The 13,174-nt window shown below is 29.6% G+C and carries 11 protein-coding genes; all 11 read right to left on the bottom strand.

Annotated features, from left to right (window positions below):
- The 11 genes from ACRRQV_RS07155 to ACRRQV_RS07205 all read right to left on the bottom strand — a co-directional run bounded on the left by ACRRQV_RS07155 (position 1) and on the right by ACRRQV_RS07205 (position 13,076).
- Entirely contained in the window at positions 1-1,233 is a 1,233-nt protein-coding gene (locus tag ACRRQV_RS07155) for a glycosyltransferase family 4 protein (RefSeq protein WP_432529141.1), read from the bottom strand.
- A 23-nt stretch (positions 1,234-1,256) separates the two neighbouring features.
- A complete protein-coding gene (locus ACRRQV_RS07160) occupies positions 1,257-1,769 on the bottom strand; it encodes an acyltransferase (protein ID WP_432529143.1) in 513 nt (170 codons plus the stop codon).
- 33 nt (positions 1,770-1,802) lie between these two features.
- Positions 1,803-2,873: an EpsG family protein gene (locus ACRRQV_RS07165; protein WP_432529145.1), complete on the bottom strand. Its 1,071-nt coding sequence runs from the start codon at positions 2,871-2,873 to the stop codon at positions 1,803-1,805.
- Complete coding sequence (locus tag ACRRQV_RS07170) at positions 2,870-3,958, bottom strand: glycosyltransferase (protein WP_432529147.1); 1,089 nt, start codon at positions 3,956-3,958, stop codon at positions 2,870-2,872. Before ACRRQV_RS07170 ends, ACRRQV_RS07165 begins: the two co-directional genes overlap by 4 nt.
- Before the next feature lie 87 nt (positions 3,959-4,045).
- Positions 4,046-5,251: a hypothetical protein gene (locus tag ACRRQV_RS07175; protein WP_432529149.1), complete on the bottom strand. Its 1,206-nt coding sequence runs from the start codon at positions 5,249-5,251 to the stop codon at positions 4,046-4,048.
- The gene (locus ACRRQV_RS07180) at positions 5,248-6,687 is read right to left on the bottom strand and encodes a polysaccharide biosynthesis C-terminal domain-containing protein (RefSeq protein ID WP_432529151.1); all 1,440 of its coding nucleotides are present in this window, start codon (positions 6,685-6,687) and stop codon (positions 5,248-5,250) included. The genes ACRRQV_RS07175 and ACRRQV_RS07180 overlap by 4 nt, the downstream gene beginning before the upstream one ends.
- A gap of 48 nt (positions 6,688-6,735) precedes the next feature.
- Positions 6,736-8,664, bottom strand: a complete 1,929-nt coding sequence (locus ACRRQV_RS07185; protein WP_432529153.1) for an alginate lyase family protein — start codon at positions 8,662-8,664, stop codon at positions 6,736-6,738.
- A gap of 168 nt (positions 8,665-8,832) precedes the next feature.
- Positions 8,833-10,653, bottom strand: coding sequence for a polysaccharide biosynthesis protein (locus ACRRQV_RS07190; RefSeq protein WP_432529496.1), 1,821 nt, complete (start codon positions 10,651-10,653; stop codon positions 8,833-8,835).
- Positions 10,654-10,823: 170 nt separating this feature from the next.
- Positions 10,824-11,591: a tyrosine-protein phosphatase gene (locus tag ACRRQV_RS07195; RefSeq protein WP_432529155.1), complete on the bottom strand. Its 768-nt coding sequence runs from the start codon at positions 11,589-11,591 to the stop codon at positions 10,824-10,826.
- Between the two features lie 51 nt (positions 11,592-11,642).
- Positions 11,643-12,344, bottom strand: a complete 702-nt coding sequence (locus ACRRQV_RS07200) for a CpsD/CapB family tyrosine-protein kinase (RefSeq protein WP_432529157.1) — start codon at positions 12,342-12,344, stop codon at positions 11,643-11,645.
- Positions 12,345-12,347: 3 nt separating this feature from the next.
- Positions 12,348-13,076: a YveK family protein gene (locus ACRRQV_RS07205; RefSeq protein WP_432529159.1), complete on the bottom strand. Its 729-nt coding sequence runs from the start codon at positions 13,074-13,076 to the stop codon at positions 12,348-12,350.
- Positions 13,077-13,174 lie beyond the last annotated feature (98 nt).

A 13,174-nucleotide genomic window follows, 5' to 3' on the forward strand; every position in this document is an offset into this window, starting at 1 on the left:
TCAAATTAAATTCTCCTTTTTCATTTTTGTACTTTTATCTTCCATAGATACTTTTTCAAGAAACTCAGCAAGTTCATCATATATCGTACTGGCATTATAATTATTCTTAAAAGTAATTTCACAATTCTTTCTTTTTAAATTTAACAAGTCCTTATTATTTTTGATTTCAATAATTTTTTCCGCAAGATTCTCTGAATTCTTTTCTTCATAGAAGTATCCAATATCATGTGTTTCTAAAAATTTTTTTGTAGCTCCTTTTAAGCAAGTTAAAACCGGCAAGTTATAAGCAATGTATTCATATGGTTTATTAGGAATATTAAGAATAAAATTTTTAGAATTATTATAGGGTGCAATTCCAATATCACTGGCCATTAAATGAGAAGTAGTAATATCTCCTTCTGTCCATCCTAAAAAATTTATGTTACTGTATTTTAAATATTTCTCTCTATATTGCTCTAGAAGATCTCCATCACCTAAAATATTAAATTCGATATTATCTTCTTCTAAAAGTGCTGCAGCTTCAAAAACAGTATTTAAATCAAAATGATAACCAATTGTTCCAGCAAAAATAATTTTAAATTTATTACCTTTTTTTTCACTAGTTATATTTGTTTTCTCCCTTTTATAACCTATTGGGAAAACCTTATGCTTATCCTTATCAAACCTTGCATTAATTTTATCTAATCCCCACATTAAATACTCTTCGGTTATCCCTATAATATAATCAGCATTGGTTAATATGAATTCCAATTTCTTATTGCTCAAATAAAACATCCAGTCCTTCTTCAAAAAATCTAAAGGTATTAAATCTAAGAATACATCTGGCCAAAGATCTAAAATATCTACAACTACCGGTATAGAATTTTTTTTACCAAATTTCACAGCTCGATATGCATAATCTAATGTTGGTATCGTAGTATAGATTACATCTGGATACTCAACTTTATTCATTCTTCTAGTAAACTGCGAACCTATTTGAGTATGATTTATTATTCGGGAGAAACTAATATTTTTTTTATATTCTATTCCTCTACCAAAAATTAATGCAGTTCCATTTGGTAAAATATCTATATTGGTATATCTATTCTTTTTCACATGATTATAATCAGATGTCCACCAGAAAACCTCGTGCTTTTTTTTCCTTAAAGAATCTGCAATCATACCTACTCGATACAACCTACTATTTAAATCAACTGGTATTGGTTCACTGTGCTTGCAAAGCCAAATTTTCACATAATCATTTCCTTATAATAAATTTACCTGCGTTTTATAAGTTTTGCTGGATTACCGACATATATCGAAAACTCTTCAACTGATTTTGTTACAACAGCTCCAGCTCCAATGACAGCTCCTTTTCCAATCCTAACTCCTGGAAGAATAACCACATTTGCCCCTATCCAAACTCCATTACCAATACTTACTTCACCGTTTACATGACCAGTATTTCGAATATTCATATTGCGGTCTTTTGGTATTAGGTGGTTTTGTGAAAGTATCTTTGATCCATATCCAATCATCACATCATCATCAATTCTTATTCCACCACCTGCTGTTAAAACTGTAAATGAACTAATTACTACATTATTTCCGAGAAAAAGAGAATTGTGCCCTTTAATAAGCACATCAGGTTCACAATATAAATTTCTGCCTACTTCTGCACCTAATTTTACTAAGATATATGTTTTAATTTTATTAGATAAAAAATTTGACGGTAAACTCCTAAAAAGATTGTCTAGGAAATAAAAGATGATTCTTTTTAAAACTAGCATTTTACACCCCTAATAAATTATTAAATAAGAGTCTTAATTTAAATAGAATAACTCAATTTCGCTAAATAATTCTGTTTTACTTTTATTTTCATGTAATTGAAGCATTCTAAATTCATAGCGAGTTATATTATATGGATCTAGAATAGAAATAACTAAATATAGAGATAATGTAATACACACCACTAATCTTTTAATTAAAGTTTTATTTATCACAGTAATATAAGGAATAAAATAAATTAAAAAAAAGATTTCGTAAACTTTAAAAAAATAAGATAATCTCATAAAAGGAGCAAAATAGAAACTTAAACCGTAAAGTATGAAATACAATAAGTGACCATTTATTATTTGATAGCTCAAATGTCTTTTTAAATCAATTTTTATTCTATATAAATAAAATAATGTTAAAAAAAGAATTGTATAATATCTTATAGAATGAGAAAAACCTAATTTCACATCATACACACTATCAAAATAGTTCGAATAAAAAACATCTTCAAAAGGACCTAAAAATAATTTTATATTGATAAATGGAAGAATTAAACATATTGAAAACATAAATAGATATATATTTAATTTTAATTTCGGTTTAAAAATAAGAAAAGGTATCAAAAATAGGATTGAACTATGAAAACTAGCTCCTATCAGTAAAAATATTATTGCCTTTATTTTTTTATTCGTATAAATATAATAAAAGGAATTTACAAAGAAACTTATAGCAAGCCATTGTCTTATTTGTGACATTTCCATAAAAAATATTTCCATTAAACAATATAAAAAAATCAGCAAATCTTTTTGTTCGAATTTCCTAAATAAGTTAAAAAAATTAATTTGCGTTATTAAATAAATAAGAAATACTAAAAGCCCAAAATATAATTTATTACTTACGAAGAATTCTTGAATTAAATCATATCCATATTCCGTACCTTGAAAATTAATTAAATAATATAATAAATACCCCGGAAAATCTTCACCGGTCATCCAACGTTGCCCAAAAATAAAAGTTATATATATAAAAATACTGATTGTATAAAAGTTTTTATTTCCAACTTTTTTTGATAGTAAAAATAAAGAAGCAACAATAATAAAATGCATCAGCCAAATCATATTTTCTCAATTTCCTTAATATAATAAAGTAAACGATTTTCATTATCTTCCCAAAAAATATTTCCCCATTGTGTATACTCTGTAATATTTTCTTTTATATTTTCTAAGTCTTTTATCATCACGTTACTTACAACTGATCTTATACTTACTGGATCATACGGATTTACGACTAAACCTATATTTTCTTTCTTAACTAAATCTCCTAAAGCAGTTTTCTCAGAAAAGATACCAACTGTTTTATATGATAAGGTTTCAAAAAATTTATTTGAAATAGCAAATTTCACATTTTCAGAATCACTCGGATATGCTGCCCATACCAAATCTGTTTGATTATAAAAACTATTTACATTTTTATAGTTGTAAGGACCATTAAATTTTATATTAAGTATTGAATTTTTTTCACAAAACTTCTTTGCTTTTTCTTCGTCTGGCCCTCCACCGTAAATCATCATATTTATATTAGAATCATTGGCAAAAGCTAATATAAAGTTTTTAAATACTTCAAAATATCTTACCGTTCCAATATAAGCAATAGTTCTTTTACCTCCACTAAATACTTCTTTTTTATTTTCTAATAAATTATATTTGTAAGGATAATTCTCATATATTAAAGTATTTTTAAAACTATACTTTTCAACAAAAAATCTTGAAGCTACAATCATACCATCAGCATTTTTCAAAAAAAACTTTTCCACTTTCTTTAAAAATATTTCTACAATTCTATTTTTGCTTTCTGGTATATCCAAATTTTCATAAATAATTTTATAATTTTTTTTTGTTTTTAGTAGACTGCCGATAAAGAACATATCCCAGTGTGAGGTAATTAGAATATCAGGTTTTTTAGCTCTAATCTCTTTTTTTATAAATTTATAGTATGATAAGAGATTTAGTAATTTACTTTTCTTATTCCCATATAATGATTTTTTATTAAATATCCTATTTTCAAACTCATTATCTTCTATTACTGATTCATCTCTATTCCAAGTAATGAAAGAAACTTCATAATTTTTTTCCAAAGTTTTTAACAATCTTGTATTTCTACTATTTAACGGATAAGAACTATCTAAAAGTAAAATTTTTTTCATAAAATACCCCTTTTTTAACTTAAAAATGAAGAATATCTAACTTCAAATCCTTTTCCCCACTTAATTATAGCTCAAAAATATTTGCCCTTATAAACTCTGCATATTCATAATTAACTTTTTTGCACATGTTTCACCAGAATACTCTTTTAATATAGGTTGTTCACTGAGATTAAAAATAGTATCTATTCTAAGATCTGTAGGAGTATTTTTAAGTATTAAACTCCGTTGCGTAGAAGCAATAAACTTGGTTACAGGACTTTCTAAATCTTCAACTACCGCCAGAATAGGAATGTTAGTTCCAAAATAATCAAATAGTTTGCCCGGAATTTGGGTAGTTTTATTGCCATTATCAATAAATAACAAAATATCTGCACGAGAATATTCTGTAATTATTTTTTTATAACTAGCAATTCCATGATATGTAATAAATTTGTATTCTTTAAATTCGGCTTTAATTTCAGGAGAACAAACACCAAAAATATTAAGTTTAATATATTTATTTAATTTTTCATTTTCTGTTTTAATTGCATTTAAAAGATTTAATGTATTTCTATTACTATTCAAAGAACCTGTATATAAGAGATTTAATGTACTGGCATTTTTCTTCAAATTATTATTTTGTACTTCTGTCAAATAGGTTCTTGGCATATAATGCATTTTACTAGAATATTTCGGATAGCTATTAGTCATCATTTCAAAAGTCGGTTTTGATACGTAATAAATTTGAGCAGCTTCTTTAATAAACAATGACTCCCAATACATAGCTTTTTTCTTTTGACTGTTATTTAAATTAATGTCATTTGCCCATGGATCTCCCCATATTTGTATCCATTTCGTTTCATTATTAAATTCCTTCAAAATATTTCGAGCAATAAAATGAGCTGTTTTAGTATCTGAAGAAGAAATAACAAAATCATAATTATTCTTTAAAACTTTTTTATTATAATTTTTAATCCATTCTTTATCCATATCAGGAAAAAAATATAAATCTTTGATTTTAATTTTTAATTTATTTAGAGTTTTTTCTCTTTTATTTAATTTCAAATTTCGCTCTACTGGTAAAGAAGATTTTTCTAAATATTTATATAAAATTTTCGGCTTAGATTGATAGACTTTAATTTTGTTCTCTATATTCTCTTGAAAGTATTCATCTTCAAATGCGCTTGGGTATTCTAAGGTTAAAACGTCTACTTCCACATTATTTTTTATGAAACCGTTTAGGAGAGAATTATTTCTAATAGAGGCAGAACTAGATTTTTTAAATATCTGTGACGATATAAATAATACTTTCATATTATCCTCCTCGACTTTATTTCTTTAAATATTTTCATCATTTTTTTTCCATATATAAGACAAAAAGCTATAAATATTAAACAAAAGCTAGAAAAAATCTCGATAAAAAGTTTTAAGTTTATTTCATAATTTTCCGCTGGTTTAATAAAGATTAAAAGTACTAGTATTAAAATCAACAAAAAGAAATCTTGCTTATCTAATAACTTCACCTTTCCGGCTTTTGTTACTTTTAAATAAGAAATAACAAAAAGGAAAAAATATGAAGCCAGGGTAGTGATTGCCGCTGCTTCAAAACCTATAATTGGAATCAATATTAGGTTTGAGAGAATATTGATGATAGTAGTTAACATCAATATTCTATTTAAGTTTTTCAAATTGTTAGTTACTGCATAATAGTTTGTAATAATTCTGTACATCCCAAAACAAAATTGCCCTGAAAGAATATAAATAGAAATTTTAGATTGTAAAAAATAGGATTCATGAAAAATTAATGCATTGATTTTCGCATAATTAAAAATTAAAAAGATCACTACAAACCCTGCAACAATAATATATAATTTCAGAAAAAGTTTTAATGCTGTTAAAAAAGAACTTAGTTTTTTACTCTCGTAGATTGGATATAAAATATTTGGGATATACAAGAAAAACAGGGCAATAATTATTTCAATTGATTGAGCATATACTGCATAGTTAACTGAAAAAATTCCGACGTACTTTTCTCCATCTTCGATTAACCACTTAATCATTAGTCTGTCACTTTGTGATAACAATAACCCATATATACTTATACCTATACCTGGGAGTATAAACTTTTTCAATTTGGAATAGTCTTTGGGTAAATTTGAAAATAATTTAATGAAACTATGTTTATTTGTATAGATATAATAAAGAATATATGCAGCATTAAATATCAATGCTCCTGAAATAAGCAAATAAACATTCAACTTATCTAAAACAATTGCTGCAAAAATAAATCCATATTGAAACAATAGCGTTGCAATATTTAAATAAGAGAAAATAACAGTATCCCCATTTGTTCTCAATATAGTTTTTCTAATATTGATTAAATTAATCAATAGTAAAGAAAATCCTACAAAGATAAACAGAATTGAATGAGTGATGAAAAAAGAAAAAAGAAATAATATTATTAAAAAAACTAGACTTACTATAATTAACAAAACACTAATTTTTGCTTTATCTTCTTCATAGTCCAAGAAACTTTTATTTAAGAATCTGGAACTTGCAGTATTTATTGAAGGAATAATTAAAAACATTAATATTAAATTTGTGATAATTAAATAATAATTGTATTCTCCATATTGTCCTGGTGAAATCATTGCTGTAATTTGAGGGAGTAATAAAATGCTAAGTAAAGGAGCAAGTAAATATGTTAGGGTAGGCAATAAAAATGCGATTTTTCTTTTGATAGTATTCATCCTTTTAATAATTTCTAATATTAAAGGCTTTTTCAAGCGCTAAATAATTTATAACACTATTAGAGAAATCTCTTTTTGAAAAGGAATTTTAAGTATTTTGGTAGGTATTTTACTCCCATATCCATAAGACACAGTTGTATCTTCTACAATCACTTTTTTCACTTCTAAAAATACTCTAACTTTATTTTTTTTCAATATAATTCCATTTAGAGCTTTTTGTATTGTGATATTAGGGTCTAAAATAAAATGTTGAAATACATTTTCATGATCCAATTTATTACTCAAATTATCCATTATCACAAATTTACTATTTAATATTTCTATGGTTCTAGTATGAGTTCCATGCCCCTTTTTGACATAACCATAATGTTCACCTTTAAAAAAAACTCCATTAAACATAAGAACTTGTGAAAATGTTTCTTCTTGCATTAAAAACAAATTATCATCAAAAGTATTTTGCTCTATTCCTTTTATTACCAACGTATTATGATTAGAAGTTGATCTATCTCTGTTTCTTTCTTTTACTGACCCAGTATAAGTAAAAGAACCAGGATCAATAAAAAAATCTTCTCCATTTATATTTAATTCGATACTTAATTGATCATTATGACTATGACCGCCTTGCCCTCTCATTGAGAGCTCTCCACACCTAACTAAGCAAAAGAAGATATTATTTGTCAGTTTATAAATTCCTGCATCATAATAAGATTCATTTTCTTTAATAAGATTTTCTGAAGGCTTAATTCCATAATCTTCCGTTTTTTTATTTATCCACACACTTTCTTCTTTTGAAATATGTAAGAATTTTGGAAGAGCATAATTAAAATATTTTCCAAATAAATCTAATGTATGATTTAAATTTCTTTTATCCCAGAATAAATTTGAAATTATTATGAACCGCCCATTATCTATATCTCCAATTAGAGGAGACTGGTTATTTGGTTTAGTAACATAAATTAAATATTTATGCATTTTAAAAAGTATTTCCTTATAATTTTCACTTAATTTTATTCCATTTATTTCACACAAAATATAGCTGTATAACAAAAATTCAGAAACAAGTCTGTGATATGATGTTGATGTTTCAAAAGAACTTCCATCTGTATTTATTTGCACCTTAACTTCTTTTTCAAGTTCTTTAATGCCTTTTTCCAGCCATGTTGTTGCTTCTCTTAAAGTCTTACCATTTTTAAAATAAAAACCTAGATAAATTAATCCCACCAAATTGGAAATATAGTGATTATTTCTTATACTATCGTAATTTTCTAAGTTATCAGCAATGTATTTACCATGTAAATATAAATTTATATTATACATTTCTTTAAATTCTAAATCATTTTCTATTAAATCGCTAAAATGATAGTAAGAATGAATTAAATTTGCTGCTCTGATTGCTACTTCCATAGTAGAAGTCCAGTTAACAGAGTAATTAAATTCATTTTGTTCAATCCAGCTCTTTATTTGTTGTTTAAATTCAATATAATATTTCAAATCATCGGTAATCCAATATGCTTTTCCTAACACAAACAAATGATTAAAACGTGATAATTCCCAAGGATATTTCACATCAAAAGTTTTATTGTAATTTATAATTTCAATTTCCTTGTAGTAATTTTTTTCCCATATGTAACTATTAATATAATCTTTATTCCAGTCTATAATCTCTCCTAGAGGGATCCTTTTTGAACCCAATATTTCAAATTCATGATTTAAAACTGTTTCTGCTTCTTTTAAAACTTCATTAGATATTAAAGGATTTTTTATATAAAATTGTTTAATATTTTTTTTTGTTTTAATATCATAAAAAAAATTCATTTGACTTGTATAATGAGTAAGAAATTCTTTTCTCTTAAACTTTTTCTGTTTAAAGAAATGCTTATATTTTATATATATAAGCTTATTTAAACTTCGCTTCATAATTTTTCTAACAATCTGGCGCGTACCATTTGTTTTTAAAAGTTTAATATAATTATTCACTTTACACCTACTTAAATTCTAGTTTAGATCATAATTGTTAATATCCATTTGATATCACTTGATTTAAGACTATTTAATCAAAGAAATTTCTTTTACTAGGAATTCGAATTTAAAAGAAAAATATCGAAATATTAATAATTATATAGTTCATATAAAAGTCACTTTAATTTAAAAACTCATTGTTTCTACATTTTTACGATTAGCTAAACTCACAAGTACTTCTTTTATTTCTTTATTATTCATTTCAGGAAAATTTTGTAAAAGTATCATTAATTCTCCTTCTGCTACCGGATTAGCCTTCCCTATATAAATCTTAGGAAATACCATTTCACTCTGAATTTCATCAGAATTCAAAAGCTCTTCGAACATCTTTTCTCCAGGACGAATTCCTGCAAATTCAATTCCAATTTCCCCATCAGTATATCCCGATAGTCGGATTAAGTTTTTAGCAAGATCTACAATCTTCACAGGTTCCCCCATATCAAGTACAAAGACCTCTCCGCCTTCTGCTAGCGTACCTGCTTGGATTACTAAACGGGATGCTTCAGGAATGGTCATAAAATATCGAGTCATATCAGGATGAGTTACTGTAACAGGCCCACCTGCTGCTATTTGATTTTTAAATAATGGAATCACTGAGCCTCGTGAACCAAGAACATTGCCAAAACGTACTGCAGCAAACTTTGTATCACTGCGCTTTGCCAAATTTTGAACAATCATTTCAGCAAATCTCTTCGTAGCTCCCATAACATTTGGCGGATTAACCGCTTTGTCAGTAGATATCATTACAAAGTTTTTAACACCATGGATATGAGCGGCATCTGCTACATTTTTTGTGCCAAAAATATTATTTTTCACTGCTTCCATAGGATTTTTCTCCATAAGCGGGACATGTTTATGAGCTGCTGCATGATATACAACATCCGGTTGATACATTGCCATAATATCCATAATCCGTTCTCGATCTTGAACATCTGCAATAATTGGAATTACTTCAGTTTCAGGAGCAATAATCTTACGTAATTCCATGTCTATTAGATAAATTGAGTTTTCCCCATGTCCTAAAAGCAATAACTTTTCGGGTCCAAAGCGAGCAATTTGTCGTGTAATTTCGGAACCAATAGAACCTCCAGCCCCAGTTACGAGTATAGTTTTTCCATTTAACTGATCTGCTATTTTATTCATATCCAAATTTACTTCTTCACGACCAAGAAGATCTTCTATCTTCACATCTTGGATATCTGTTACAGAAACTTTACCAGTCATAATATCTTCTATTCGAGGAATGGTCTGCGTATGAATTCCAGTGTCAAAACATTTCTGTATTAATTCAGCAGTTTCAAGCTTGCCTAACGAAGGAATTGCGATAATAATATGTTCGATATTGTTTACTTTTGCAATATCAGCAATATCAATTATACCTCCACGTACTACACGAATACCAAAAATTTCAAATCCTTGTTTCCTAATATCATCGTCAATATATAAAATCGGAATCAAACCGTTTTCCGGGTTATCTAATAATTGGCGAGCTACTAAAGTACCTGCTTTTCCAGCTCCAATAATCATAGTATTTTTTAGTTCGGGATTTTTTCGACTATATGCTATATCTCGACCTAAACGCCAAGATAAACGCGACCCTCCGATTAATAATAGATGGAGCATCCAAGTAATTGCTAATGCTCGGAATAGAATATCTCCACTGACAAAATACTGCACAGCTGCTACTGCAATAATCGACCATGTCACAGCTTTAAAAATCGATGCTAACTCTCCAATTGACGCATATTCCCAAACTTTTCGGTAAAGACCATAAAATATGGCTAGTGCATGATGAGCTACAAAAATAGTCAGTGCACTCGTCATTAAAAATTTATTTTCAAATACGTTTGTTAATGGATGAAGCAAGAAAAAGCCGAGGAAAATCGAGAAAAAAACAATAAATGAATCGACTATTACTAAAAATGGCGCTCTTCGCTTTAGTGACAAATGGGTCAACCCTTTCAATTACTATTACTTTATTCACAGTATGTATTAACTGCTTTCCAAGTTTAGCACACAAGTATTTGGAAATGATAGGGTTTTTTTATCATATATAGTCCTTAATATCAAAAAAGTATTCGACTTTTTTCGACACCTTTCTAATAATTACAAGTATTTTAAGAAAACATATTCCACCATTTAGACTTCGAAATAGCTTGAGGTTCTAGTACATGCATATTTTCATTCAACAAAATTCTATCGTTGTTTTCAAGCATAATATCAATAATTTCGTGACGGTTCTTTTTCTCGAGATAATCTAACCCTTCATTAAATAAAAATGGACGTGTTTCCAAATTGTGGACATCAGATCCATAAACGTGAATTAAATTTGCATCTATCAGCGTCATTGCAGTTTTCTGGATTGCTTTTCCAAAGCTTCCTGCTATAGATCCAGCTGTCACTTGAGCAAGTGCGCCGTGAAGCAACAATTTTTTTAATCGTTCCGGTTTTTCGATAATTCCTTGGTTGCGTTCTGCATGCGCAATAATCGGTACATAGCCTGCAGTGATCAATTTCTGGATTATCGGTACTGTATAGCCGGGAACTCCTGAAGAAGGCAACTCAAGTAATACAAACTGCGATCCAGCTAACGTCAACGCTCCACCTGTAGCTAGCAGGTCAGGTAACTTTTCAGTCAATCGACATTCCTGTCCACTGTAAAGAGTAATAGGGAGATTTTGTTCTGCTATATAATCATTGGTCAGTTTTAACTGCCTTTGAAGAGCTGGTATATCGGTTGTGAAATTCGGATGAAAAGCATGTGGGGTAGTAATGATGCCAGTAATTTGTTCGTTGACCGCTTTTTCAAGCAATCGTTTCGTTTGTTCCATCGTATCAGCGCCATCATCAAGTCCAGCCAGTATATGTGCGTGTGTATCAATCATTGTTGTCAATTCCTCCTTATGCCAGTAAAAAGAGTAAAAAGGAAATCCTTTTTACTCAGTTGAGCCGTAATATTGGTAGTAGTAACTGTCTTTCGCAAGTTCATAGTTATTCAAGACCGCTCCGATGATGCGTGCATTAGATGAAGCAAGTGCTTCTTTCGCTTTTAATGCCATTTCTTTTTCTGTATTTCCTGAACTGACCACTAAAATCGCGCCTTCGCATTTGTTCGCTAAAATCTGGCCATCCGTTACGGACAATACAGGCGGTGCATCAAAAATGATTAAGTCGTATATATCTTTTAACTGATGAATTAGCGCATCCATCGATTTGGATCCAAGTAATTCTGCCGGATTCGGAGGAATCGGTCCGCATGTCATCAGATCCAAACGTTCTACTGCAGTCGGTCGTACAGCGTCTTCCACTTTCGCTTGGCGAGTTAGAACGCTTGAAAGGCCGATCGTATTCCCCATGTGGAATGTGTAATGGGTTGTCGGTTTGCGCATATCGCCGTCTACCAATAATACCCGCTTGCCTTCTTGTGCGAAAACAACCGCTAAGTTTGCAGAAGTTGTTGACTTTCCTTCTGAAGGAGCAGCTGATGTAATGACCATCGTGCGTATATCTGCATCAGGTGATGAAAAAGTAACGTTGGTCCGAAGCGTCCGGAATTGCTCCGCTACGTAAGAACGCGGTGTCGTGAACGTAATCAGTTTGCGTGCTGTTTGTTGTAATACTTTTTTCTTTCTTGCCATAACTTATCCTGCCCTTCTTCTGGATGTTTCCGGTGTTTTCTCGGTCAATTCCGCTTTTTCTTTAATAGGAGAAATAATTCCTAAGAGCGGAATCCCTAAAATATCTTCTACATCTTGTTCGTTCTTCATCGTTGTATCCAAATATTCAAGCAGGAACGCAATTCCGACACCCAGCATTAAACCGACAATAGCTGCAATGGCCATATTCATCAGTGGGTTTGGCGCTACTGGAGCTGGGTTGTCTTTTAATACCGCCTTAGACAAAATCGAGACGTTGTCGACATTCATCAATTCTTGAATTTCCTCTTGGAAAACAGCAGCTGTTGTATTGGCGATGTCAACTGCAACTGCCGGGTTAGAGTCTTGAACAGATACGTTAACTACTTGTGACTGTTCGGCTGTTGCAACCGTGATTTTTCCATTTAAGTCATCCGTTGACATATCCAAGTTGAGTTGCTCTACGACTTGATCAAGGATAGCCGGGCTTTTAATGATTACACTATATGTATTGATCAATTGCAAATCGGTTTGAATATTTTGGTTTATTGCTGTTGCAGCATCTGTTTTTTCTTGGTTAACAAGAATTTGCGTCGATGTTTCATAAATCGGCGTCAGCAACAGGAACGATACAGCACCTGCAATGGTAATCGCTAAAACGGTTAACAGCGCAATCAATCCGATGCGCTTTTTTAATGTCTTAAATAAATCTTGTAAACTGATGGTTTCTTCCATTTAATTGGTGGCTCCTTTTAGGGTCTTTTAAAACAACTTATGCTAGTATAGCATAATGCAAGACTTTAGGAACTTCCATTTTTAAAAAGATTTATAGG

Source organism: Planococcus sp. YIM B11945 (genome assembly GCF_050864155.1).
Taxonomy (GTDB): Bacteria; Bacillota; Bacilli; order Bacillales_A; family Planococcaceae; genus Planococcus.

Coding starts and splice junctions, on each gene's coding strand:
- ACRRQV_RS07200 (WP_432529157.1), bottom strand. CDS start 12,344: ATGGCAAGAAAGAAAAAAGTATTACAACAAACAGCACGCAAACTGATT.
- ACRRQV_RS07160 (WP_432529143.1), bottom strand. CDS start 1,769: ATGCTAGTTTTAAAAAGAATCATCTTTTATTTCCTAGACAATCTTTTT.
- ACRRQV_RS07170 (WP_432529147.1), bottom strand. CDS start 3,958: ATGAAAAAAATTTTACTTTTAGATAGTTCTTATCCGTTAAATAGTAGA.
- ACRRQV_RS07195 (WP_432529155.1), bottom strand. CDS start 11,591: ATGATTGATACACACGCACATATACTGGCTGGACTTGATGATGGCGCT.
- ACRRQV_RS07205 (WP_432529159.1), bottom strand. CDS start 13,076: ATGGAAGAAACCATCAGTTTACAAGATTTATTTAAGACATTAAAAAAG.
- ACRRQV_RS07165 (WP_432529145.1), bottom strand. CDS start 2,873: ATGATTTGGCTGATGCATTTTATTATTGTTGCTTCTTTATTTTTACTA.
- ACRRQV_RS07175 (WP_432529149.1), bottom strand. CDS start 5,251: ATGAAAGTATTATTTATATCGTCACAGATATTTAAAAAATCTAGTTCT.
- ACRRQV_RS07180 (WP_432529151.1), bottom strand. CDS start 6,687: ATGAATACTATCAAAAGAAAAATCGCATTTTTATTGCCTACCCTAACA.